The sequence below is a fragment of the [Pantoea] beijingensis genome (assembly GCF_022647505.1).
GTDB classification, from domain to species: Bacteria; Pseudomonadota; Gammaproteobacteria; order Enterobacterales; family Enterobacteriaceae; genus Erwinia; species Erwinia beijingensis.
Window position 1 is genome coordinate 1,690,166 of the sequence record NZ_CP071409.1, and the last position, 22,194, is coordinate 1,712,359.

Here is a 22,194-nt window from a genome sequence, read left to right on the forward strand (position 1 = left end):
GATGAGGTTAGCTTATTGAATTGCATAAGTCGCCATTTACCGTTTGGCACCCTTCGTCAGAGTGTGAGGGAGGTCTTGCGTGATTCCCGTTTTTCAGATGTTAATGCGTCGATAAAAAATATTATTGATGTTTATCAAATGAATATATAAATATTCGCTTAAGCAATGATCCTCAATGATCCGGTTTTCTGTTCTGTCGACAGGGCCCGAGTCGCCCGCGTCGTCGTGCAGGTTATTTATCGGCAACAGGATGATAAAATCCAGTTGCCGTATTACAAATACTTATGTTTTTAGCGGTGCGGGCAAAATATGCCAATCAGTAAAGGACTAATTGTTCAATAAAGGCGGCGAACGGCGTGATCGGGAGCTATAATTTTGATGGATGTCTCATTTTTTTGTTGTTTTTTTCATCGGTTGCAAAAACATTCCGGCTTCTGTCATAGAAGCGTCATCATCCGTATTTTATAAATCTTCTGAGGAAGTAGAACAGGGCGGTGGAACCTTGTCGGACAATCCCGCCGCCGTTAGCAGGCGCTTATAAAAGCTAAGAAAGAGGGAGAATGCTATGCCGTCTATGTCGCTTGAAATATGGCAATCACGATTTGAGCATTGGCTCCATGAAACCTGGCCACAGGATGATAAGGCGCATGATGTTGCACATCTAAAACGCGTCTGGCAAACAGCCCAGCGTATTATGCAGGGCACAGAGGCCAATCCACTGGTAATACTGGCCGCATGCTATTTCCATGACGTAGTTAACTTACCGAAGAATCACCCTGAACGGCATCTCGCTTCCCGAAAAGCTGCTGTCGAAACACGTCGGATTATGCAGGAGGTTTTCCCGGATTTTCCTGCGGAGCTGCATGATGCCGTAGCGCATGCGATACAGGCCCACAGCTTCAGTGCTCGGATCGAACCTGAAACGCTGGAAGCCAAGATTGTACAAGATGCCGATAGGCTGGAGTCTTTGGGGGCTATTGGTCTGGCTCGCGTTTTTTATACGTCGGGAGCCCTGGGTCGCCCCCTTTTTGATAGCGATGACCCGATGGGTAAAGCGCGTGAGCTAAATGATAGTCACTGGACGCTGGACCATTTCCAGAAAAAACTTTTTACGTTACCAAATACCATGCAAACGGCGGAAGGGAAACGACTGGCGCAACATAATGTACATTTTTTGGTGGAGTTTGTTGCCAAACTGTGTGCTGAGTTACGGGGCGACCTCTGTACGCTGGATCCGTCAATACTGCGTGATTATTCGCCACATGCGCTCGAATATTAAATTTTTGTGAACATCTATCCAAACGGGAAAACTTCAGCTACGGTGTGGTAGCCCATAATCAGGAGAAAAAGGTATGACCGACACCGTCAGCTTAACCATAAAGATCGATCCCACCTTAAAAGAGACCTTGAAAAGTCTCGCCCTGGAGAATCAAATCTCAGTTAGTCAGGAAATTACTCAGCGTCTGCTCAGTAGCTTAGCGCCAGAGCAGCCGCCAGTTATCGATAATTCGCATACTGAGGAAGAGCCAGCGAGCGACCTCACTAGCGGTGAAATCAAGCAATTACGCGCCTTGCTGAAAAAGCAAAGAAAGAAGAAATAAAGATCAAACAAGAACATAGGGGACGCTGGTGAGCGTCCCCTTTTTCATTATAGTGAAAATAAATGAACGCTTTGCGCCAGCCGTTGTGAATCGCCCACCAGTGTTTCTGCCGCAGTAAGACTGCTGTTTGTCAGCGTTTCATTATGTTGTATCTGCTGATTCAACTGGCGGATATCTCCGGCAATGGAATTGATCTGTTCGCTTTGCGCAAGGGCGTTTTGCTGCATCTCCTGTAATAATGCCACCACGCTGGTCACCGCCAGCGTAATTTCGCTAAAGACACTGTTCAACGCCTGAACCTTGGTAAAACCGGTATCAATATGGTCGTGAGTACTATTGATTAACCTGTCGATATCGCGTGTCGAATGACTACTTTTTTGCGATAGCAGGCCAATTTCGCGGGCGACTACCGAAAAACTGCGGCCGTAGATACCTGCGTGTGCCGATTCAATGGCTGCATTGAGCGCTAAAAGTTTGGTTTGCAGCGATAGACCTTCTAATAGTGTAATAATGCCGGCTATTTCTTTCGATGCTTCAACGATTTCCCGCATCCTGGCATCTACATCCGCCACCATAGTGCCGCAACGTTGCGCCATAACATCTGTTGCCTGCACCTGCAGCGTGGCATGTCGGGTGAATTGTGTACCCTTTTCAACGTCTCCGGCGATGGTATTAAGACGCTGGCTAATTTGTCCAATTTGTTGCGTTTGCTTCTGATTCTGCTGGCGAACGGCCCCATTTTGTCGGGCTATCTGCGCGGCATTATTCATAACGGTAGTTGAGATAGTGTTAATCTCCCCCACAATATGCTGGAGTCCGTGCTGCATCCCGGCAATTGCCTGTGATAAACGCTTTAATTCGCTGGCCTGCATCCGACCGATTATTAAGGGGCGCGACAGGTCGCCTGTCGCGATGCGTGAAAGCTGTCGGGATGCGGTATCAAGAGGGACAATTACACCGCGCAGTAGAAGAAAACCGCCGATAAGCAGGGCCGTAAGCAGCAGGCAAGAGATCCCAAGGGAGACGTTGCGGCTGTGCAGCAGTGATGCCAGCATATCCATGTTGGCTTTACGTCCTTCCTGCTGCGTCAGCGCGATATCCCGATTATAGGCGTCATTAAACTGCTGCTGGTAGGCTTGCATCGGGACCATAAAAAAAGCGTCAATCTGGTTTTCATTCAGGCTTTTAAGCTGTTCGCGTAGGCCGCCAAAAAGCAGATCAACACTTTGCTTCAGATCGCTTTTCTCATCGGGATGCCAACGAGAAAATAGCGTTTGAGCCTCTTCAAGCGAGGCCTGCGCACTGGCCGCCAGACTTTTCCAGCTATCAACCGAGCCGCTTTGCTGATCCTGCATCAGGAAGAGTCCGGCGCGGTTGCTGTTATCGCTGGCCGTCAGTAACGCGATTCGCACTTTATCCAGCAGAGACTGGCGTTCATTCATCGCGAACGAAGCCGCGATATTGTGGTGGGTATGGTTCACTAAGCGCGTCAGTAACGCGATGCTGGTACATTGCAGCAGTAAAAAAAGCAGTAAAAAAAGCAAAAAACTGCCGCGCAAACTTCGCAGAAAAGCGGGGAGTTGAAGGCGTGAGAATGGGCGTCGGATGACGCGAAGCGGCAACGCTGAAAGAAGCGACATAATCCTTCCCCTTAAATAAAAAAGGAGTATTCGCTTCATTAATGACAGTAATGTTACAGCTGATCTTTTGCTATTATAAACAGATGATTACAGTCTGCTAAGGCAAACTGATGAAGGATATGACGGTCTATTGATCTTCGTCACCGTAGTAAAGAACACCTAATTTTATCAGTGGTCTCCCCTGCGATTTACGGTGCAGGTTAGTATCACGCAGCGAGTAAACACAGCCGCAGTACTCCTGCTGATAGAATCGTTCACGTTTGCTAATTTCAATCATCCGGGCGGATCCCCCTTTTTTACGCCAGTTATAGTCCCAGTAGATCATCCCGGGATAGGGGGCTGCCGCACGTTGACCGCAGTCGTTAATTTGCTGCATATTCTTCCAGCGTGAAATGCCCAAGGAGCTGGATATAGCGGTAAACCCGTGTTCCCAGGCATAAAGCGCAGTACGTTCGAATCGCATATCAAAGCACATGGTGCAGCGCACGCCGCGTTCGGGTTCCCACTCCATGCCTTTTGCCCGTTCAAACCAGTTATCCGTATCGTAATCTGCATCGATAAAAGGAATTCCGTGCTTTTCAGCAAAGCGGATATTTTCTTCCTTACGCAACAAATACTCTTTTTGCGGATGGATATTAGGATTGTAGAAAAAAATGGTGTACTCAATGCCGGCGGCCTGAATCGCTTCCATTACTTCGCCTGAACAGGGGGCGCAGCAGGAGTGCAGCAAGAGTTTATCTGCGCCATTTGGCAGAGAGAGTGGGGGACGTACTGTTTCGCTCATATCGCTATGCTCTAACTGTAAACTTTGCAGCAGTTTAGGCAGGGTAAAGCAAAAAGTCATTTCTGTTTTCACCGGGTGATAATTCAAGCGGAAGTTTTCATGGTGACGCCAGCTGTGCAGGCAGTGATATCGTTCTCAATCCGGGTCAATGAAGTGATAGAATAGCACCAGATTATTCCAGAATTAGAGCCCCTATGAGCGAATTTGACCAGGTTGCGGCACAACTGGCAGAAACATCCCGCCAGCAGCAACGACAGAAGTTTGAGCAGGACCGTGCGCTATTGCTGCGCGTGCTGGAAATATACGATCAGAAAACCATTGCTGGCTTACTGCGTAAGGCCAGCGAGCATGAGTGGACACGTGAGTCATTGAATCGCTGGCTCAATGGCAAGAGCTCACCGAGAGCACTGAGTGCGTCGGAAGTGACGATGCTACAGAGGATGCTACCGTCTCCACCGGCCAACCATCCCCATTATGCCTTCCGATTTGTCGACCTCTTTGCTGGTATTGGCGGTATCCGCAGCGGATTTGAAGCCATTGGCGGCCAATGTGTGTTTACCAGCGAATGGAATAAGCATGCGGTTCGGACTTATAAAGCTAACTGGTACTGTGATGAACAGACGCATCGTTTTAATCAAGATATCCGTGATATTACCTTAAGCGGTAATGCTGAGATCGGTGAGCAGCAGGCTTATCAACATATTAATGAAATGATACCCGATCACGATGTGCTACTGGCGGGTTTTCCCTGCCAGCCGTTTTCGCTGGCAGGGGTTTCGAAGAAAAATGCATTAGGGCGGGCACATGGCTTTGAGTGTGATGCGCAAGGAACGCTTTTTTTTGATGTAGCGCGAATTATCACTGCCAAAAAACCACCAATATTCGTCCTGGAGAATGTGAAAAACCTGAAAAGCCATGATAAAGGCAACACCTTTCGCATTATTATGGCCACGCTGGATGAGTTGGGATATGACGTGGCGGATGCGGATATCACCGGCGCCCCCGATCCGAAGATTGTCGATGGTAAACACTTTCTGCCGCAGCACCGCGAGCGCATTGTGCTGGTGGGTTTTCGTCGCGATTTACAGCTCAAAAAAGACTTTACGCTGCGCCAGATCGCGCAATTTTATCCCCATCGTCGCATCACGCTTGCCGAGTTGCTGGAGCCGGAAGTCGACGCCAAATATATTCTGACGCCGACACTCTGGAAGTACCTTTATCACTACGCGAAAAAGCACCAGGCTAAAGGTAATGGGTTTGGCTATGGATTGGTTAATCCCACTCAGGCCAGCGGTGTGGTAAGAACCCTCTCGGCTCGTTACTACAAGGATGGTTCTGAAATTTTGATCGATCGTGGCTGGGATCTTGCGCTGGGTGAGGTAGATTTCGATGACGCTGAAAACCAGCAGCGCCGTCCTCGCCGCCTGACGCCTCGGGAGTGCGCGCGCCTGATGGGATTTGAGACGCTTCAAGGGCAGGCTTTCCGCATACCGGTCTCGGACACGCAAGCGTATCGCCAATTTGGCAATTCGGTGATCGTTCCGGCTTTTGCAGCGGTGGCAAAATTGTTACAGCCCTGGATCATAGAGGCGGTTAGCCGACGTCAGAATAGCCTTTAGTGGCCCTCCGAAGGGGCTGACGGAATGGAATCTCATTGCAACTGGCGGAAATGGAAACTGTTTCGTATCCTAACGTCTTAGCCGCCGCCGAGTGGGAGGAAAATCATGGCCGATGTTCATTCTGCTGAAGTGCGTAGTAAAAATATGCGTGCGATTCGTACGCGCGATACGGCCATTGAGGTCCGGTTGGCGCGCTTGCTGGAGCACGCAGGATTCTGCTATCGGGTGCAGGATAAAGCACTGCCGGGACGACCCGATTTTGTGCTGGATGAATCGGGCACGATTATTTTTGTCCATGGTTGTTTCTGGCATCGCCATCACTGCTATTTATTCAAGCAGCCGGCAACGCGTACCGATTTTTGGCTGGAAAAAATGAATGCCAACGTCGCGCGTGATGAACGGCACATCGCCGCATTACGCGAGAGGGGCTGGAAAGTATTGATTGTCTGGGAATGCGCACTGCGCGGAAAATGTAAGTTGGATGATGAGGCGATGACGTCTCGCCTTGAAGAGTGGATTCTTGCCGGTGATGGCGATGCTGAGATCGACCATCAGGGCATTCATTGTCTCTCTTTGCTCCCTCACCCAAGCCGTGGGGAAGCGCAGCGCTAAGCGTTAAAATCGGTTCCCAACGTCACCGCCCGCCATGTATCGATGTCCTCCCTGAATGCATTTAACATTTTCTCGGTGCGCGCTAGGGCGTCACTGCCCAGCAAAAGGTGTAGCGGCGGGTTTTCTGCTCGCGCGACCGCAACGATTGCTTCTGCGGCTTTTTGCGGATCCCCCAATTGCTTACCGGCTACCGAGTCCAGTTTTGCCATTATTGCGCCAGCAGTGGTGGCGTAATCCTCAATATCACTGCTGCTGCGGCGCAGCGAGTGTGCAGAAAGAAAATCGGTACGAAACGCCCCCGGCTCTACCAACGTGACATGGATGCCGAGCGGAGCGACTTCTTGAGCCAGGGCCTGAGACATGCCTTCTACGGCAAATTTTGCGGCAGAATACAAACCTGAACCGGAATTAGGTGCAATGCCCGCGATCGAGGAGATATTAATGATATGTCCGCTCCGCTGCTTACGCAGGCGGGGAAGTGCCGCCTGGATAACTCTGCGTGTGCCATGGAAATTGACGGCAAATAGCCGATCGATTTGCTCATCCGTGGCTTCTTCTACCGCACCCAATAAGCCATACCCGGCATTGTTGACGAGCACATCGATCCGACCCGCCACGGCGAATGCTTTTTCTACAGTTGCACTTACGCCACCAGCATCGGTGACGTCCAGCGGCAGCCAATGAAAATGCGGTTCGGATATAAAAGAGGGCGCGATATCTCGCGTCGTGCCGATAACTGTTTCACCCTGCGCCAGCAACGTTTGGGCCAGAGCGTGACCAAAACCGCGTGATACGCCAGTGATAAACCAGACTTTTTGTGAAGATGACATCGCGTAATTCTCCTGTGTGGGACGTGTGAAGAGTGTGTCAGATTTTACTGTGTGGATAATCTACCGTTATTTGCATTCACTCTGTGGTGACTTGGGTAGAATGAGATCGTCGAAAAAAATCGACAAAGGCTTTTATCGTCGGGGATGCGACGCTCTGCTGTGGGTAGTAAAGATAAAAACCATCAAAGGAACGGCTGTATTTTTCCAGGATTAATTCCAGCTCACCACGTTCGACGTGATGGGCGACTTTTGAATCAAGCCAAAATCCTATCCCGAGATGCTGGCACGCTGCGCTAACCGCCAGTCGACGGTCCGAGACAATCAAGGGGCCGCTAACCGTAACGCTCACCCAGCGGTTATCGTGCCACATTTCCCAGTTATAAATGTGCTGATTGCCCGGATATCGCCAGTTAATGCAGCGATGCTGCTGTAGATCGTTGATGGTTTGCGGACGGCCAAAACGGTCAAGATAAGCCGGGGAAGCAAATGCGACCTCACGAAATTCACCGCCTAGCGGATGCGCGATCATATCATTTTCCAGTCGTTCGCCAAGCCGTACGCCAATATCAAAGCCCTGGTTAACGATATCAATAGCTGCATCTTCGACGGTAATATCCAGGATAATATCCGGCCAGGCACGGTGAAAATCCCCTAACAGAGGCTCAATATAAAGTTCGGCGGCAATTCGGGTGGTGTGCACGCGTAGTGTACCTGCGGTTTTACCGCTAAGGCTGGCGATATCGTTGACAGCATGATCCATGGCCTGAAATGCAGGTTTAATTTTAGCCAGCAGCTGTGCGCCGGGCTCGGTCAGCGACAGGCTGCGCGTGGTGCGGTTAAGCAGCCGCACGCCGAGCCGGGCTTCGAGTTGGCGTAAAACCTGGCTTAAGGTGGAGGGTTTAATATTAAGCATTATCGCCGCACGGGAAAAACTACCCTGTTCGACAATCGTCATAAAGGCTTTCAGCTCGGCATAATCGCTGTTGCGCATAGGGGGGCCTTTAGTTCATCGTCGAAGATTTTGCCGGAAACAGGTATTTTCCAAGCGTGACCACGACGACGGCAAAAATAATAATTCCGAGTGCCAGCCACTCCAGTGATGACAGGGTTTCATTACCTAAGGAGGTGCCCAGTAATACGGCAACCACCGGATTAACGTAAGCATAGCTGGTGGCGATGGCGGGCGTCACGTTGCGGATAAGATACATATAAGCATTAATAGCAATAATTGAACCGAAAATAATCAGGTAGCCCAGCGCAAATACGCCCTGTAGTCCGGGCAGTGTTGTTATGCGTTCGCCGCTTAATGCGCTAGCGGCAAGCAATATTACGCCTGCTGAGAGCATTTCAATCGCGGCAGCCATTGCGCCCTTTGGTAGCATCACGCGGGAACCCCAAACCGATCCGAAAGCCCAGCTTAACGCGGCAATTAAAATCATTATGGCACCCCACGGATTTCCACTTAAATGCCCTCCGCTGTTTAGCAGGATAATACCTATCAGGCCGACGCAAATCCCGAGCCATTCAATCCAGCGCGTGGCAATACCAAACAGGCGGCTGAAACACATCGCAAATAGCGGTACTGTTGCCACCATGACGGCCGCGATCCCGGAAGGCACATCCTGATGTTCTGCCAGCGTGACCAGACCGTTGCCGATGGCCAGCAGTAAAATCCCCACCAACACGGCATTAAGCAGCGGACGTGCAGGGGGCAACGGATGACCGCGCCAGCGTAAAAAAATAAATAGCAGCAGACCTGCAATCAGAAAACGTAATCCGGCCATTAGCATGGGCGGCCAGCTCTCAACGCCAAGGCGGATAACAAAATAGGTCGATCCCCAGATGATATACAGGGCAAAGAGCGAGGCTATTAGCGGTAATATTGCGGAGGGATGACGTGACATTCGCAACCATCTTAATGAAATTGAAGGGAGATTACACTAACGCTAAATTATCCAGACAGCCTACTTTTTTTAGCGAAGATGGTGATTTCAGGGCTTTCCCTTCATCTATTTCGCGCAACACAAAGATTGCCATTTTGGACCATAATTGGTTATATCCTCCCTACCTGAAGTTACCCCTGCATTAGCCGTATTTGTTAATCTGAATCACTTAACCCTGGTTGAGCTTTTCAGGTTGGATTTTGCGCCGTCGGGTTGTGTAACACCAGTTATTCAGGAGAAGGATCGTACATCCCCATTTAATCAGGCCAGGTGGAATCTATGGGCAGCATCAAGCTGACGGTAAGGCGCCTCTACAATCTACGCGGTGAGCGCATGGTTAATGTCCATGCGACGGCGCGGATTTTTGTTGGTGAAACGCTTATTGCAACCGAAGAAATTTCGGGCATGACGGAAAGTCCGGTGAGCAAATACCTGCAGCATGATGAAGCCGAAGGACAGCCGATACGCGTTGAATGGGACTGTGAGGGGATTGCTGATATGACTGTTGCTGAAGCAGGCGGGTATTCCTGTTGCGATCCCGAGACGTCACGCTCAAAAAGCTAGTTCAGATTGATATACAGGGACAACATTTACCCTGCGCCCGAGCCTGTTAGTGCATCTCACAGGCTTACGTTTAAAATGAAGACAAATATAGCCTGAAATAAGGAATTTTATTTTGGCAGGAACAAGTTTACTGACGTTACTCGATGATATTGCTACGTTACTCGACGATATCTCCGTGATGGGGAAGGTTGCGGCAAAGAAGACCGCGGGCGTGCTGGGAGACGATCTCTCGCTCAATGCACAGCAGGTAACCGGCGTTAAAGCGAATCGTGAATTACCAGTTGTGTGGGGCGTAGCTAAGGGATCATTTATTAATAAATTAATCCTGGTGCCACTGGCTCTGGTGATCAGTGCATTTGCGCCCTGGGCTATTACGCCGCTATTAATGATTGGGGGGGCGTACCTCTGTTATGAAGGGGTCGAAAAGGTCATGCATAGCCTGCATCCTGATAAATCGGCCTCAACACCCGAGGCGCGGCAGCAAAGACTGGCAAATACTGCGCAGCAGGATCCGGTCGCTTATGAGAAGAAAAAGGTTAAAGGGGCCATTCGCACCGATTTCATTCTCTCTGCGGAAATTGTAGCGATAACTTTAGGAATTGTCTCTGAAGCACCGTTACTGAATCAGGTTTTAATCCTGTCAGGTATTGCAATCCTGGTGACTATTGGCGTGTATGGCATCGTCGCGGGGATCGTAAAGCTGGACGATTTAGGTTTATGGCTGAGCGAGAAATCTTCAGCCGCAGCAAAGGTTGTTGGCCGCGGTTTGCTGGTTGCTGCCCCTTGGTTAATGAAGGTGCTCACCGTAGTGGGAACGCTGGCGATGTTTTTAGTCGGGGGGGGAATTGTGGTCCACGGTGTTCCTGCTTTACATCATATGATTGAAGATGTTAGCGCCCGACAGAACGGTATCGTTACGATGTTGATCGATAACGGCGCCAACATGGTGATTGGTGTTATCGTTGGTTCCATTGTGCTCTTTGTCGTAAATATGATTGCGAAGATGCGCTCGGCATAAAATAATACCCGTCAGGTTGGCGCGCAGGCGCTCTGTAACCTCCTTTTATCTGGAGTAAATAATGAACGATGATATTTTCGAATTTGATATTGATGCTCAGTTGGAACAGGCTGAAGCAAATGCAGCTAAAAAAGCCAGTGAGGTTCCGCTCGATCTGAATGACGAAGCGGATTGCGAAGGCTGCAAAATCTGATCCTGCCTATCCGGTCGTAGCAGCAAAGCGGGTAACGACGTTATCCGCTTTCTCTTATTATTCAAGGGTCCCTCCCTTTTTCCCCCTTCCTGCTGGTGTCAGGGGCTGCGTTTTTCGTCTGCGGGTGTTGCAGTGCTGACGCTACGCCGTCGATAGCGCGTTTGTTCACATATTGCCAGCCATCGTTGCTCGCTTGCCAAATAAATGTAAACTGTAAGTACATTTTTCTCGAATTTCCCCGGTGAATTTATGATTGATGAACTTCAACAGCGCAAAGCCTTCGCTGCACGCCTGCATGAAGCCTGTCACCAGAAAGCCCTTGAAGTACATGGTCGAGGTGTGATTCTGGCTCGCGCATTGGGTGTTACGCCGCGTGCGGTGGGCAAATGGCTCAATGCCGAGGCATTACCGCGTGATGGCAAGATTCAGGCGCTGGCGGATTTTCTTGGCGTTAGTCGGGAATGGCTGCAGCTTGGTGCCGGCACATGGGATAATAATGTCCGGAAGGTGCCTCAGCCCCTTGGCTATCAGAGCTTTCCGCTGATCAGTTGGGTGAGCGCTGGACTCTGGAGCGAAGCGATCGAGCCCTGGTCGCGGGAGGCGATCGATTGCTGGCCTTCTACGACGCGTAACGCGAGTGAGAATAGCTTTTGGCTGGAGGTGAAAGGTGACTCCATGACTGCACCGGTTGGCTTGAGCATACCGGAAGGTATGCTGATTCTGGTCGACCCTGAAGTCGCGGTAACGTCCGGAAAACTGGTGATTGCCCGGCTCAGCGATAGCAATGACGCCACCTTTAAAAAATACGTGGAAGATGGCGGACATAAATATCTCAAGCCGTTGAATCCGGACTATCGAATGCAGGAGATCAGCGATAACTGCCGCATTATTGGCGTGGTGGTTGAAGCTAAGTGGGATAATCTGGGCTAAGGGGTGGCCCGAAAAAATGAATGGATGAAGATTGCTGAAAATGTACTTTTGGTTCATTATTGATTCATGCTTATTTCCTCAGGAGAGGGCCATGGAGATGATAATGAATTTGCTATTATTGCTCGTCGGTGCAGTAAAGGCGGTAACAGGCAGACTGACGATTCAGGAATGGGGATATCTTTTTAGCGTGGCAATCGCTCTGCTGCGAGGAATAATGGCATGGCGTGATAACCGCGCTGAACAGCGTAGACGAACGGCGATTCTTCTTCATTATTCCCGGCAGTTGGGGAGACGCACGATAAAAAAGATCCGTAAAAAGTTACAGCAGATGGAAAATGATAAATTTCACCGTTAGCGCGCGTGCGCCTGGCAGAATGTCCCCGTTCTGTATGAGAATCACCGCCTCTGTACGACCGTTTTAACACCCGCTACACTCAGCTCACTGTTATCTATGTTGGAAAATGTGAGCACCTGTTTATGAAGGTTAACGCCAGTTTTCATTTTTTAGGATCAAAGGTTAAACCGAAGAACCTGGTGCATTTTTGTTTTCTCGCTGTATTTTGCCTCTCAACTTTTATCACCTGGCGTGAAGCGATTGCGCTAAAGAATACCTATGAAGTTAATCAACGTATCAAATTAGATTCGGTCAGCACGGCGCTGGAAAGTCAGATCCAATTTACGCTGGGCGGGTTAGATTTTTTTCGTACCATGTTTGATTATGCGTTAAAAAGTCCATCGGAGACGTTTGATACACGGCACATCAGCGACATCTTTTCGCGGTTACGTGCCCGCCCCATTTGGCGTATGAACGTTGATAGCGGGCATAACATGACGTTAAACGGTGTATCTGATACCTGGATAAAGAGCTGGCCGATCCTGAATCGCGACGACGAGCAACGGCTGCAGGATGAACTGAATGCAGCACTTAAGTTCAGTTATATTTTGCAATTCAGCGATCCGGAACATGATTTCCAGTCACGGCTTTGGTATATCGCTCGCGCCGGGTTTTATGTGTCCTCAACGCCGCCACGGAACGATGCTGAGGTGCTGGAAAGCTACCAGCGAATGATCCAGAGTGATTATTTCACCAGCATGAGCCCGGAAAACAACCCGTCGCGCAGACGGCACTGGACCCCGCTTTATCATTCATTACAGAACGAAGGGCGAATGATAACGGTGAGTGTGCCGGTTGACCGGAACGGCTATTGGTATGGCGTCCTTGCGATGGATTTTTCCAGTCAACGTCTTCATGAACATCTCCAGCGGGCCATACCGCAGCAGTATGATGGCATGGTGGCGATATTCGATCAGAAAATGAATGAAGTGGCTACGTCAGGTAATGCGCCGCAGGCGCGAAACTACCGCCTGAGCGCGGAGGAGATGCGAAAATTAAGTCAGGCGATTCAGCATAAAGATGAAGGAGGCCTGCGCGTGGGTACGCGTTTTATTACCTGGAATAAAATGCGCAGTATTAATGGCGTCGCGGTGAGTATCCAAAACCTACGTGATGGCATGCACGGTGAAAGTGGGCGGGTTACGCTGGTGCTGGCTGGAATGTGGGGGCTTTTTAGCCTGGTGTTGCTGGCTTCGCACCAGACGATGATTCGGCTGGTGACGCATATGGGCCAGCTGCATGTAAAGCTGGCATGGCGTGCGAATTATGATGGCCTAACCCAGCTTTATAACCGTACGGCCTTTTTTGACCATAGTGAACAGCTTGCGGAGCGGTGTCAGTGCAGTGCGCAGCCGCTTTCACTGCTGCAACTTGATATTGACTACTTCAAGGCAGTCAACGACCGGTTCGGCCACCAGGCCGGGGATCGGGCGCTCTCTCACGTTGCTACTGTGATAACGCATGCATTGCGTAAAACGGATATTGCGGGGCGGGTTGGAGGCGAAGAGTTTTGTGTACTGTTACCTGATACATCACTGAAGGATGCGGTAGCAATAGCCGAACGCATTCGTCAAACGCTGGCCGGCGATCGGATACAAGTGACCTCAGATACACAACAGCGTGTCACCGTCTCCATTGGCGTGGCTGGCAGTGAAGAGCAGGGGCAATATCAGGTTGACTCTCTGCAATTCATTGCTGATAGCCGGTTGTATCATGCCAAACAGAACGGGCGTAATCGCATCGACTGGCAGAGCTAATCTTTCCTTCTCCGGCGTCTTTTCGCATGGCATACCGGCAATGGCCAGCTGGTGTAAGGTGAATGCACGTTATTCAGACCCGTTGGGTAACAGGCATTTTGTCTCTGCCATGGTGCGAGGCAGGGATGCTGAGTAAGCAAAGATACATTCGTTGGTGGCGGGTTATATTTTCTCGATGAAAGTAACTCTAAAGAGTTATTTTTTTGATCAATGCTTAAGTTTCATTCATCAAATATTGTCAACAGCCCAAGGCTTACTATCAGTTTTCTGGACTATTTCCTGGTAGGAAAAGTCTTAATGTGCAAAATCCTTTGGCTTGACGTCGGCAGGGACGACATAAGCTGGAAGCCTTATATGGCATGTGCTGGCGTGCAATGAAAGCATTAATTAACTGTTTCGGAGAAGGTATTACGCGATCGATCAGACTTGTCTTAGTGAAATGAAAGCGTAATCTGCTGTAGTTAGAGAATTTCCTGGTGTAACGAATTTCATTTGAATTTATTTTTCACCCGGCCATCGGCCGGGTTCTTTTTGCCTGAAAAAAGACTCACCGATTGACCTCGGTGATGGTGTAGTCACGAATATCCAGTTCAAAAGCCTCGGCTAATTCGGTATAGGAACCATAGGCTGTACCGTCCACCTCCACGCGGTGGGCATCTTCATTATCAACGTACTCTTTAACATCACCGGAAGTCCGTTCCTGGATGGCGCCAAGCAATGCCTCCACGTCAATGTTAACCTCACGCTGTACGTTATCGCTGTACTCTTTGGCCATCGCCATAATTGTGCCCTCATTGAAAACCCACTTTCTATTATAGACGCTGACAGCCTGGCGCCGCGCCGCGGTGGGATCGTCTTGTTGGAAGGAAAGCCTGTCGCAGCAGGCAGTTTGCATCTCAACGAAGAAAGCGGGATATTATCGGAAACATCAGCGTTTTTTTCTTGCTTTCAGCCAGAATTGGCACGCAAATCCATAATAAATGCTACCTTTACCGATGATTTAACTGATGACATTTTTATAAATTCTGATGAGGAGTCAGTATGGATTTCCTGCGTATTATCATCGCCATTATCCTTCCGCCACTGGGCGTTTTCATGCAGGTTGGATTTGCCGGGGCATTTTGGCTCAATATTTTGCTCACACTGTGCGGCTATTTGCCCGGTATTGTTCATGCCGTATGGATTATTGCCCGTCGCTAAAACGTCGCTGCTTAAATGCGGATTTTCGGATAAAATTACCTGACCAAACAGGGGAGGATGCGCATGAAGGTTAACGACCGGGTATCAGTCAAAACCGATGGCGGGCCACGGCGGCCCGGAACGGTACTGGCGGTTGAAGATTTTAGCGAAGGAACCATGTACCTGGTGGCGCTGGAGGATTATCCACTGGGCATTTGGTTCTTTAATGAACTCGGCCATGCCGATGGTATTTTTGTCGAACCGCACGAGAAATAACGATCCTGCGATAACCTGCGGCAGAATATTTCCGCAGGTTATTGGGTATGTGCCTTCCGCTAAGTGATTAGAATGTTTCCCAATTATCGGCGTGAAGAGTGGCAGAGTGTAACGTTGCGGCGCGATCCTGTTTATCACGGGCATGGCTGCCGGTTTCTGCCTGCGGCCGATCGGCGGTGAGGCGGAAGGTCGCTACGGCCTGCGTCAGGCGGGCCGCTTGTTCCTCAAGCGATGATGCCGCAGCTGAAGCCTCCTCTACCAATGAGGCGTTTTGCTGTGTCACGTTGTCCATTTCTGTGACTGCCAGGCTTACCTGCTGGATTCCGTGGCTTTGCTCGTCAGAAGCTGCGGCTATCTCAGCCATAATGTCTGTAACCCGGCGTACGGCATCCACGATTTCCGTCATGGTATTACCTGCATTTCCCACTTGCACAGAACCTTTGCCTATCAAATCAACGGATTCAGCGATCAGCACGTCGATCTCTTTTGCTGCCTGAGCACTACGCTGTGCCAGATTGCGGACTTCACTGGCTACAACGGCAAAACCCCGCCCCTGTTCACCTGCGCGGGCGGCTTCCACAGCGGCGTTCAGGGCAAGGATATTGGTCTGAAAAGCAATACTGTTAATGACAGTTGTAATTTCCGCAATTTTCTTTGAACTGCCGGAGATATTATTCATGGTGCTCACGACGCCTTTAACGATATCGCCTCCGCTGCGGGCTTTACCTGAGGCATCGGCGGCCAGTTGGCTGGCATGATGGGCATTTTCCGCGTTTTGCTTAACCGTTGCCGTCAGTTGTTCCATACTGGCCGCCGTCTGCTCCAGTGCCGCAGCCTGCTGCTCAGTCCGTGAAGAGAGGTCGGTATTTCCCGCAGAGATTTCACTCGAACCCTGATAGATCGCCACTGCACCTTCACGCACGGTACCGACCGTTTTGACCAGCGCTTGCTGCATCGCCTGCAAATTATTTCCCAGACTGCCGATTTCGTTACGTCCCCACGGCTGTAAAGGGGCCGTAAGATCGCCACGAGCAATTTGTTCGATGCGGATAACCGCGCTGCGCAGCGGCATAATCACGACGCGGCGCAGAAAAAGGAAAGTGACGAACGTTAAGAGCAGGGCAGCTCCGAACGCCAGCCCCATCACGATAAAGCCCAGGCGTGATTGGGAGGCGGCCTGATGGCCGATCTCCAGGGCCCGCTCGGTACGGAGACGACTGGCTTGTTGCAGCACTTTCTCATAGTCACGAGTGAGTTTACGAGTCACATCGGTTTCCTGAGCGATAACACCTTCAAAACTGCCTTGGGACGCGGACTGGACCATCGGCATAACCCCTTTGCTGATGTATGTCTCAAAGCGAGATTTTAGCGGTGCGTCAAGCGCCAGGTCTGCAGCACGCTTATCTGCACGGTTCTGATACAGGATAAAGTCCTGCTGAGCCTGCTTGATCAGGTTTTCTGCGTTGGCCAGATTGGTTTTGAATTCATTCATTTCACCGATGCGCGCGGCGGCGGCGGCATGTATTATTGTCAGCCTCGCTGTGCCCAGGTGTGTTGCGCTGTTCAACAGGCCCATACGCGTCTGAATTTCCTGCGTCGCCGCATTTAAGGATTGATTACTTTGGATAAGAAAATAACTGGATAGGGCAATACATAAAGCAAAGAGCAGCAGGATCCCGCTGAATATCGTCGCAAAGAGTGGGACCATGCGCAGATGCTGCCAGAAACGGATCCTGCCAGTCTCGGTAGTGTTTTTTTTTGCGTTCATATCCTTTTGCTCTCAGTCAGATGTAGGGCGAAGCGACGCTTCGGTAACCACATTGAACATCGGCCTGATTGCGAAAAGGCTTAGCTAATAAAATGAGATCGTTGTCGCAAAATAAGATAAATAAAGCAGGTCAATATTCCGACCTGCTTAAGATATTATCTTACGTTGACGTAAATACCCGAAGTAACATTGTCCGTTAATCGCACCACATGATAAATGACTTGTTTATTATGCGTTTTTATTTTCCGCTTAATATTACCTTTATGAGATGAAACCGTTTTGGCTTTAATCTGCATTTTGTCAGATATCTGGATGGTGTCATGACCGGACATCCACATCTTCAGCATATTGGATTCTGTCTGACTTAATGTAAGCGGGTTGATGTCGTACCCTGAAGAGAGCCGGGGAGGACTGCTGAGCTTTTTTTGAAAATAACTTACCAACAAATTATCGAGTGTTGATGATTTTACTGACTTTGACGTAATGATGAGGTTTTTTCGAACGTAGAGATATTCTTCAAAATGAATATTGGCGATTGCCATAAAAATGAAAAATAACGTATCCGGATGTTGCATAATAATACTACGGATTCGTTGGCTGGCATCTGCCTCATGAATAAAACACTCTTCATTAATAAATACCACGCCGGGTTTAACCTGTTGGCAGCGAGAAAAAAGCTGGTCAATATCATTGACCGAGAATATATTTTTCTTTTTGATTCCTTTCAGCGCCATATAGTCCATTAAACCCAAGCGTGTATAGCTGCATGAATCCATAATAATCGTTGGCATAGTAGCGGCCCTCACCAAATTGTTATCCGTTTAAATCAACGATGAATTACGCGTATCGTGGTACGAGAGAAAATTGCTAGTGCATATTTTTTATAATTGCGCTGCAAACATAAAACTCAAACAATATTTGCCAGCGCCAACTTCTTAAACCAGCAGAAAGCCCTGCATGATAAAATTTTGACGATATTTGCTCTATTTTAGTTCAGGGAACCACCATCAGGACGACCTGCTCGCAGCCTGCCATAGCACATCACCTGCAGTAATTTTTAGAACGCCGTCACTATCGCGCACAACATGGATATTTCTGATAGGACGATTCCTAAAATCATTTATACCCCGAATGTTTGCTTTTTTAAAGCCTGTTGACAATGCCGGAAAATCAAAAGTAAAACAAGAGAAAACATAACAAATAAAAAATCTTTATAAAACATAAAGTTGGTTTTTAAATCCCCAAGACAGAGCCCTGCAACTCAGAATGTTCTCATTTTTAAAATACGCGAAGCCTTTTTTAATAAGAATAATTTTTATCCAAAAATGGCATTTATCAGAATTTCCTTAGGTTGTATAAAGTAATTCTGGCTCAGAAAATGCACGGATAGTTTTTAAATTCTAATGTATTAATGGTGTATCAGTGCTGAATGGTTAATGTTTAATGCGTTGCAGTTCGGAGAGTATGTCAGAAAGTAAATCAAACACTTCGCTGAATAAATGCTCACAGAATGGCGCCAGCAAAGGCATTACCAGACCGAGCGCGAGTATTCCAACCGATAAGGTGACGGGGAAGCCAACGGCAAAAACCGAGAGCTGGGGTGAAACGCGGTTTAACAAACCCAGGGCCATGTTTAACGTGAGGAGCAGAGTGATCAGGGGTAACGCTAACATCATGCCGTTAAGGAAAATCAGGCTGCCCGCTTTAGTCAACGCCAAAAAAGCATTCGCGTTTAGCGGTGCACCTCCGACAGGTAACGTATGAAAACTGTCCGCCAGCATTGAGATAAGCCACAGATGCCCGTTGAAACTGAGGAATAACAGCATGGCGAGCATATCGAGTAACCGCGCCAGCACTGGCATATTGAGACGGCTGGCCGGATCGAAAAATGTTGCGAATGATAATCCCATCTGTAGCCCAATCACTTCACCTGCAGCACGTACCGCAGCAAAAGCAAATTGCATCGTGAACCCTAACGCAACACCGATAAGCATTTGCTGAATAAGCAGCCAGAAGCCGCTGACGGAGAACAGTGTGACGTGAGGGGCGGGCAGTAAGGGGACTAAAAGCCATGCGATCATCGCCGCCAGTCCGACTTTAACGCGATGGCCGATCGCACGCTCGCTTAGGATTGGGGCGGTGGCGATCAGGGCCAGAATGCGCACCATTGGCCAGAAGAACTGGCTTAGCCAGGTCATAAGCTGGTCACTGTCAAAGGTTATCATCAGCCGATAATCGTGGGCAGAGTAGAAAACAGCGTGCGCATGTAATCGAGTATCAGGTTCAACATCCACGGGCCGGCTGCCACTACGGTTATTGCGACAGCGAGAATTTTAGGAATAAAAGAGAGTGTCTGTTCATTAACCTGTGTTGCTGCCTGTAACAAACTGATTAGCAAACCGCTGATCAGTGCAGCAAGGAGCAGCGGTGCTGCCAGCGCAAGAGTGACCTTCATGGCTTCCTGTCCAAGTACCATTACTGATTCAGGTGTCATGTCTTCTCCACTAAACGATAAAACCATTGAAAAGGACGAGCGTTATCGCACGTCCACTCAGGAATAAAAGCTCTGCGCCAGCGAGCTGACGAGCAGTTGCCATCCATCAACCAGGACAAACAGCATAAGCTTGAAGGGGAGGGCAATAGTGGCAGGGGGCACCATCATCATGCCCAATGCCATCAGCACGCTAGCGACCACCAAGTCGATAATCAGAAAGGGAATAAAGACGGTGAAGCCAATCTGAAATGCGGTTTTGAGTTCGCTGGTGACGTAAGCCGGTAGCAAAATTCGCATCGGCACGGCTTCGGGTCCGGCAATAGGGGGCGCGTCAGCGAGGCGTGCAAAAAGTGCAAGATCAGCTTCACGCGTCTGACGTAACATAAATTCGCGTAAGGGCTGTGCGCCTTTATCAATAGCGATATCCATACTGATTTTGTCTTCGCTAAACGGCAAATATGCATCCTGGTAAATTTTATCAAACACCGGTGCCATAATAAAAAAGGTCAAAAATAGAGCCAGCCCCAGCATGACCTGGTTCGGGGGGGCTGACGGCGTACCAAGCGCGTTACGCAGTAGGCTGAATACGATAATGATGCGGGTGAAGCTGGTCATCAGCAGCAAAATTGCAGGCAGGAAGGTCAGCGCGGTGATAAATACCAGCGTTTGTACTGGCAGCGACCAACTCTGTCCACCGTTAGGCAGTGGATGACTGATTAAACCGGGAAGCTGGGCCTGGACATATGGAGCAAGCAATAACAAAGGAAACAGCACTAACAGGCGGCGCATCATTGCGGTTTTCCTGAACGTTTGACCAACGATTGAAGCAGATGACGAAAATCTGCCGCCGCCGGGGGGTGGGTAAACGCTTCAGGTGGTTTGGGCGGTAACGTGTGGAGATGGGTAATGTGCTGAGCGGTGACACCCAGAACTAACCTCGCATCCTCCATGTCTACCACGACGACACGTTCGCGCTGCCCCAACGAGACGCTGGCGCTGATGTTTAACGACTGCAAACCGGGCCGCTTTGGAGTAAGACCGAAGCGGCGCGCCAGCCAGGCGAAAAACAAAATGAATAAAATAATACCGGCCAGTACCGAGCTGACCTGTGCCAGCATTGAACCTGTGGCGTGAGCAGGCGGAGAACTGACGCCAGGTTGAAGTTGTACTGTGCTGCTTTTCATTAACGGCTCAGACGGCGCATGCGTTCAGACGGCGTGATAATATCGGTTATCCGTACGCCATACTTATCGGCGACCACGACGACTTCGCCCTGAGCAATCAGATAGCCATTGATCAGAATATCCAGCGGCTCGCCAGCCAGACCGTCCAGCGCGACGACGGATCCCTGCGTGAGTCGCAGCAGCTCTTTGATCGTCATTTTTGTGCGGCCAAGTTCAACGGTGAGTTTGACCGGAATATCCATAATCAGGTCGATATCCTGCAGCGAACCAGCGACATCTTTGTGTTCAAAAGCGTTAAATACGCTCTCTGTTGAGGGCGTATTAACGGACGCGGCTTGTTCATTTAACGCATCAGCCCACAGATCGTCCGCAGCGATGTTGTCATCAGACGGTTTCTTGCTGTCACTCATTGGGCTGTTCCTCGTTCAGCGAATTCAAAATTGGATTAATCAAATGTTCTACACGCAGCGCGTACTGACCGTTTAACGTCCCGTATTGACTGGTCAACACGGGTACGCCATCGACATGGGCAATAATGCGTTCGGGTTTTTCAATGGGTAACACGTCGCCTGGTTTGAGCTGCAAAATGCGTGAAAGCCGCAGTGAAATGTCTGCAAAATTAGCCACTAGCTCCAGCTCTGAATGCTGCACCTGTTTCACCAGCGTTTCACGCCAGTGATGATCTTCCCGCCGCGAGTTTTCAAGCGGCGGATTAACCAGCAGTTCACGCAGTGGCTCGATCATGCTGAACGGAATGCAGATATTAAATTCACCCACCAGATTACCGATCTCGACATGGAACGGTGTCGTCACCACAATGTCATTTGGCGAGGTTGTAATATTGGTGAACTTCACCTGCATTTCTGAGCGAACGTATTCAATCTCCAGCGGGTAGATTGCTTTCCATGCATCGCTATATCCTTCCAGTGCCAGTTTGAGCATGCGGCGGATAACGCGTTGCTCAGTATGGGTAAACTCACGCCCTTCAACTTTGGTTGGAAAGCGACCATCACCGCCGAACAGATTATCTACCGCGACGAAAACGAGCGCCGGGGAAAAGACAAACAGTGCCGTGCCACGCAGCGGCTTAAGGTGTATCAGGTTGAGGTTGGTGGGAACGGGTAGATTGCGCGCAAATTCGTGATAGGGCTGAATTTTTATGGCACCTACACTAATGTCCGGGCTGCGGCGTAGCAGGTTAAATAATCCCATGCGAAACTGCCGCGCAAAGCGCTCATTGATAATCTCCAGCGCTTGTAGCCGCTCGCGAACTACCCGCCGCTGGGTGTTCGGATCATAGGGGCGGATGGTATTGTCGCTGACGTGTTGCGCCGTTTCATTTGACGCACCATCGTCGCCGTTAAGCAACGCATCAATTTCAGCCTGAGAAAGCAGGTTATCGGCCATC

General features: G+C 49.6%; 26 protein-coding genes. 12 read left to right on the top strand and 14 right to left on the bottom strand.

Going from position 1 to position 22,194, the window contains the following annotated elements:
• The first annotated feature begins 574 nt into the window (after positions 1 to 574).
• Positions 575 to 1,279 (top strand): phosphohydrolase, encoded by a 705-nt coding sequence (locus J1C60_RS07530; RefSeq protein WP_128175066.1) that lies wholly within the window; start codon positions 575 to 577, stop codon positions 1,277 to 1,279.
• A 73-nt stretch (positions 1,280 to 1,352) separates the two neighbouring features.
• Positions 1,353 to 1,601, top strand: a complete 249-nt coding sequence (locus J1C60_RS07535) for a hypothetical protein (protein ID WP_128175012.1) — start codon at positions 1,353 to 1,355, stop codon at positions 1,599 to 1,601.
• Positions 1,602 to 1,648: 47 nt separating this feature from the next.
• On the opposite strand, the gene J1C60_RS07540 is transcribed toward J1C60_RS07535, so the two are convergent.
• Positions 1,649 to 3,241, bottom strand: coding sequence for a methyl-accepting chemotaxis protein (locus J1C60_RS07540; protein WP_235859143.1), 1,593 nt, complete (start codon positions 3,239 to 3,241; stop codon positions 1,649 to 1,651).
• Between the two features lie 127 nt (positions 3,242 to 3,368).
• The gene (locus tag J1C60_RS07545) at positions 3,369 to 4,025 is read right to left on the bottom strand and encodes an epoxyqueuosine reductase QueH (protein ID WP_128175008.1); all 657 of its coding nucleotides are present in this window, start codon (positions 4,023 to 4,025) and stop codon (positions 3,369 to 3,371) included.
• A gap of 194 nt (positions 4,026 to 4,219) precedes the next feature.
• Between J1C60_RS07545 and J1C60_RS07550 the strand changes: the two genes are divergently transcribed.
• Both J1C60_RS07550 and J1C60_RS07555 read left to right on the top strand, forming a co-directional pair.
• Positions 4,220 to 5,644 (top strand): DNA cytosine methyltransferase, encoded by a 1,425-nt coding sequence (locus tag J1C60_RS07550; protein ID WP_128175006.1) that lies wholly within the window; start codon positions 4,220 to 4,222, stop codon positions 5,642 to 5,644.
• 105 nt (positions 5,645 to 5,749) lie between these two features.
• Complete coding sequence (locus J1C60_RS07555) at positions 5,750 to 6,256, top strand: very short patch repair endonuclease (protein WP_128175004.1); 507 nt, start codon at positions 5,750 to 5,752, stop codon at positions 6,254 to 6,256.
• On the opposite strand, the gene J1C60_RS07560 is transcribed toward J1C60_RS07555, so the two are convergent.
• The 3 genes from J1C60_RS07560 to yedA form a co-directional block, all read right to left on the bottom strand.
• On the bottom strand, positions 6,253 to 7,086 hold the full coding sequence (locus J1C60_RS07560) for an oxidoreductase (protein WP_128175003.1): 834 nt from the start codon (positions 7,084 to 7,086) through the stop codon (positions 6,253 to 6,255). The genes J1C60_RS07555 and J1C60_RS07560 overlap by 4 nt on opposite strands.
• 76 nt (positions 7,087 to 7,162) lie before the next feature.
• A complete protein-coding gene (locus J1C60_RS07565) occupies positions 7,163 to 8,077 on the bottom strand; it encodes a LysR substrate-binding domain-containing protein (protein ID WP_128175001.1) in 915 nt (304 codons plus the stop codon).
• 10 nt (positions 8,078 to 8,087) lie between these two features.
• On the bottom strand, positions 8,088 to 8,990 hold the full coding sequence (gene yedA / locus J1C60_RS07570; protein WP_128174999.1) for a drug/metabolite exporter YedA: 903 nt from the start codon (positions 8,988 to 8,990) through the stop codon (positions 8,088 to 8,090).
• 318 nt (positions 8,991 to 9,308) lie between these two features.
• On the opposite strand from yedA, the gene J1C60_RS07575 reads away from it, so the two are divergent.
• The 6 genes from J1C60_RS07575 (at position 9,309) to dgcQ (ending at position 13,885) form a co-directional block, all read left to right on the top strand.
• Positions 9,309 to 9,593, top strand: coding sequence for a hypothetical protein (locus J1C60_RS07575; RefSeq protein WP_128174998.1), 285 nt, complete (start codon positions 9,309 to 9,311; stop codon positions 9,591 to 9,593).
• 112 nt (positions 9,594 to 9,705) lie between these two features.
• A complete protein-coding gene (locus tag J1C60_RS07580; RefSeq protein ID WP_128174996.1) occupies positions 9,706 to 10,611 on the top strand; it encodes a DUF808 family protein in 906 nt (301 codons plus the stop codon).
• 61 nt (positions 10,612 to 10,672) lie between these two features.
• The gene (locus tag J1C60_RS18615) at positions 10,673 to 10,804 is read left to right on the top strand and encodes a hypothetical protein (protein WP_259393832.1); all 132 of its coding nucleotides are present in this window, start codon (positions 10,673 to 10,675) and stop codon (positions 10,802 to 10,804) included.
• A 249-nt stretch (positions 10,805 to 11,053) separates the two neighbouring features.
• Positions 11,054 to 11,734 carry a LexA family protein gene (locus J1C60_RS07585; protein ID WP_128174994.1) on the top strand — a complete coding sequence of 227 codons (681 nt, stop codon included), beginning with the start codon at positions 11,054 to 11,056 and terminating at the stop codon, positions 11,732 to 11,734.
• Between the two features lie 103 nt (positions 11,735 to 11,837).
• Entirely contained in the window at positions 11,838 to 12,089 is a 252-nt protein-coding gene (locus J1C60_RS07590; protein WP_128174992.1) for a hypothetical protein, read from the top strand.
• Between the two features lie 122 nt (positions 12,090 to 12,211).
• On the top strand, positions 12,212 to 13,885 hold the full coding sequence (gene dgcQ, locus J1C60_RS07595) for a cellulose biosynthesis regulator diguanylate cyclase DgcQ (protein ID WP_128174990.1): 1,674 nt from the start codon (positions 12,212 to 12,214) through the stop codon (positions 13,883 to 13,885).
• A gap of 547 nt (positions 13,886 to 14,432) precedes the next feature.
• Here the strand turns inward: dgcQ and J1C60_RS07600 are convergent.
• Positions 14,433 to 14,666: a DUF2525 domain-containing protein gene (locus tag J1C60_RS07600; protein WP_128174989.1), complete on the bottom strand. Its 234-nt coding sequence runs from the start codon at positions 14,664 to 14,666 to the stop codon at positions 14,433 to 14,435.
• 260 nt (positions 14,667 to 14,926) lie between these two features.
• Here J1C60_RS07600 and J1C60_RS07605 point away from each other — a divergent pair, with 260 nt between their 5' ends.
• Positions 14,927 to 15,085: a YqaE/Pmp3 family membrane protein gene (locus J1C60_RS07605; RefSeq protein WP_128174987.1), complete on the top strand. Its 159-nt coding sequence runs from the start codon at positions 14,927 to 14,929 to the stop codon at positions 15,083 to 15,085.
• Positions 15,086 to 15,148: 63 nt separating this feature from the next.
• Complete coding sequence (dsrB, locus tag J1C60_RS07610) at positions 15,149 to 15,340, top strand: protein DsrB (protein ID WP_128174986.1); 192 nt, start codon at positions 15,149 to 15,151, stop codon at positions 15,338 to 15,340.
• 67 nt (positions 15,341 to 15,407) lie between these two features.
• On the opposite strand, the gene J1C60_RS07615 is transcribed toward dsrB, so the two are convergent.
• From J1C60_RS07615 to fliM, 8 genes are all read right to left on the bottom strand, one after another.
• Positions 15,408 to 17,108 carry a methyl-accepting chemotaxis protein gene (locus J1C60_RS07615; protein WP_128174984.1) on the bottom strand — a complete coding sequence of 567 codons (1,701 nt, stop codon included), beginning with the start codon at positions 17,106 to 17,108 and terminating at the stop codon, positions 15,408 to 15,410.
• Between the two features lie 155 nt (positions 17,109 to 17,263).
• A complete protein-coding gene (rcsA, locus tag J1C60_RS07620; RefSeq protein WP_128174982.1) occupies positions 17,264 to 17,899 on the bottom strand; it encodes a transcriptional regulator RcsA in 636 nt (211 codons plus the stop codon).
• Positions 17,900 to 18,541: 642 nt separating this feature from the next.
• The gene (gene fliR, locus J1C60_RS07625) at positions 18,542 to 19,333 is read right to left on the bottom strand and encodes a flagellar biosynthetic protein FliR (protein ID WP_128174979.1); all 792 of its coding nucleotides are present in this window, start codon (positions 19,331 to 19,333) and stop codon (positions 18,542 to 18,544) included.
• A complete protein-coding gene (fliQ, locus tag J1C60_RS07630; RefSeq protein ID WP_128174978.1) occupies positions 19,333 to 19,602 on the bottom strand; it encodes a flagellar biosynthesis protein FliQ in 270 nt (89 codons plus the stop codon). The genes fliR and fliQ overlap by 1 nt, the downstream gene beginning before the upstream one ends.
• A 57-nt stretch (positions 19,603 to 19,659) precedes the next feature.
• Positions 19,660 to 20,391, bottom strand: coding sequence for a flagellar type III secretion system pore protein FliP (fliP, locus tag J1C60_RS07635; RefSeq protein ID WP_128175065.1), 732 nt, complete (start codon positions 20,389 to 20,391; stop codon positions 19,660 to 19,662).
• The gene (fliO, locus tag J1C60_RS07640; RefSeq protein ID WP_128174976.1) at positions 20,391 to 20,786 is read right to left on the bottom strand and encodes a flagellar biosynthetic protein FliO; all 396 of its coding nucleotides are present in this window, start codon (positions 20,784 to 20,786) and stop codon (positions 20,391 to 20,393) included. The genes fliP and fliO overlap by 1 nt, the downstream gene beginning before the upstream one ends.
• Entirely contained in the window at positions 20,786 to 21,196 is a 411-nt protein-coding gene (gene fliN, locus J1C60_RS07645; RefSeq protein WP_128174974.1) for a flagellar motor switch protein FliN, read from the bottom strand. The genes fliO and fliN overlap by 1 nt, the downstream gene beginning before the upstream one ends.
• Positions 21,189 to 22,193, bottom strand: a complete 1,005-nt coding sequence (gene fliM / locus J1C60_RS07650) for a flagellar motor switch protein FliM (RefSeq protein ID WP_128174973.1) — start codon at positions 22,191 to 22,193, stop codon at positions 21,189 to 21,191. The genes fliN and fliM overlap by 8 nt, the downstream gene beginning before the upstream one ends.
• Position 22,194: the final 1 nt, after the last annotated feature.

Excerpts from the sequence above, each read along its gene's own strand:
- J1C60_RS07530 (WP_128175066.1), top strand. The coding sequence starts at position 575 with ATGTCGCTTGAAATATGGCAATCACGATTTGAGCATTGGCTCCATGAA.
- J1C60_RS07535 (WP_128175012.1), top strand. The coding sequence starts at position 1,353 with ATGACCGACACCGTCAGCTTAACCATAAAGATCGATCCCACCTTAAAA.
- J1C60_RS07540 (WP_235859143.1), bottom strand. The coding sequence starts at position 3,241 with ATGTCGCTTCTTTCAGCGTTGCCGCTTCGCGTCATCCGACGCCCATTC.
- J1C60_RS07545 (WP_128175008.1), bottom strand. The coding sequence starts at position 4,025 with ATGAGCGAAACAGTACGTCCCCCACTCTCTCTGCCAAATGGCGCAGAT.
- J1C60_RS07550 (WP_128175006.1), top strand. The coding sequence starts at position 4,220 with ATGAGCGAATTTGACCAGGTTGCGGCACAACTGGCAGAAACATCCCGC.
- J1C60_RS07555 (WP_128175004.1), top strand. The coding sequence starts at position 5,750 with ATGGCCGATGTTCATTCTGCTGAAGTGCGTAGTAAAAATATGCGTGCG.
- J1C60_RS07560 (WP_128175003.1), bottom strand. The coding sequence starts at position 7,086 with ATGTCATCTTCACAAAAAGTCTGGTTTATCACTGGCGTATCACGCGGT.
- J1C60_RS07565 (WP_128175001.1), bottom strand. The coding sequence starts at position 8,077 with ATGCGCAACAGCGATTATGCCGAGCTGAAAGCCTTTATGACGATTGTC.
- yedA (WP_128174999.1), bottom strand. The coding sequence starts at position 8,990 with ATGTCACGTCATCCCTCCGCAATATTACCGCTAATAGCCTCGCTCTTT.
- J1C60_RS07575 (WP_128174998.1), top strand. The coding sequence starts at position 9,309 with ATGGGCAGCATCAAGCTGACGGTAAGGCGCCTCTACAATCTACGCGGT.
- J1C60_RS18615 (WP_259393832.1), top strand. The coding sequence starts at position 10,673 with ATGAACGATGATATTTTCGAATTTGATATTGATGCTCAGTTGGAACAG.
- J1C60_RS07585 (WP_128174994.1), top strand. The coding sequence starts at position 11,054 with ATGATTGATGAACTTCAACAGCGCAAAGCCTTCGCTGCACGCCTGCAT.
- J1C60_RS07590 (WP_128174992.1), top strand. The coding sequence starts at position 11,838 with ATGAATTTGCTATTATTGCTCGTCGGTGCAGTAAAGGCGGTAACAGGC.
- dgcQ (WP_128174990.1), top strand. The coding sequence starts at position 12,212 with ATGAAGGTTAACGCCAGTTTTCATTTTTTAGGATCAAAGGTTAAACCG.
- J1C60_RS07600 (WP_128174989.1), bottom strand. The coding sequence starts at position 14,666 with ATGGCGATGGCCAAAGAGTACAGCGATAACGTACAGCGTGAGGTTAAC.
- J1C60_RS07605 (WP_128174987.1), top strand. The coding sequence starts at position 14,927 with ATGGATTTCCTGCGTATTATCATCGCCATTATCCTTCCGCCACTGGGC.
- dsrB (WP_128174986.1), top strand. The coding sequence starts at position 15,149 with ATGAAGGTTAACGACCGGGTATCAGTCAAAACCGATGGCGGGCCACGG.
- J1C60_RS07615 (WP_128174984.1), bottom strand. The coding sequence starts at position 17,108 with ATGAACGCAAAAAAAAACACTACCGAGACTGGCAGGATCCGTTTCTGG.
- rcsA (WP_128174982.1), bottom strand. The coding sequence starts at position 17,899 with ATGCCAACGATTATTATGGATTCATGCAGCTATACACGCTTGGGTTTA.
- fliR (WP_128174979.1), bottom strand. The coding sequence starts at position 19,333 with ATGATAACCTTTGACAGTGACCAGCTTATGACCTGGCTAAGCCAGTTC.
- fliQ (WP_128174978.1), bottom strand. The coding sequence starts at position 19,602 with ATGACACCTGAATCAGTAATGGTACTTGGACAGGAAGCCATGAAGGTC.
- fliP (WP_128175065.1), bottom strand. The coding sequence starts at position 20,391 with ATGCGCCGCCTGTTAGTGCTGTTTCCTTTGTTATTGCTTGCTCCATAT.
- fliO (WP_128174976.1), bottom strand. The coding sequence starts at position 20,786 with ATGAAAAGCAGCACAGTACAACTTCAACCTGGCGTCAGTTCTCCGCCT.
- fliN (WP_128174974.1), bottom strand. The coding sequence starts at position 21,196 with ATGAGTGACAGCAAGAAACCGTCTGATGACAACATCGCTGCGGACGAT.
- fliM (WP_128174973.1), bottom strand. The coding sequence starts at position 22,193 with ATGGCCGATAACCTGCTTTCTCAGGCTGAAATTGATGCGTTGCTTAAC.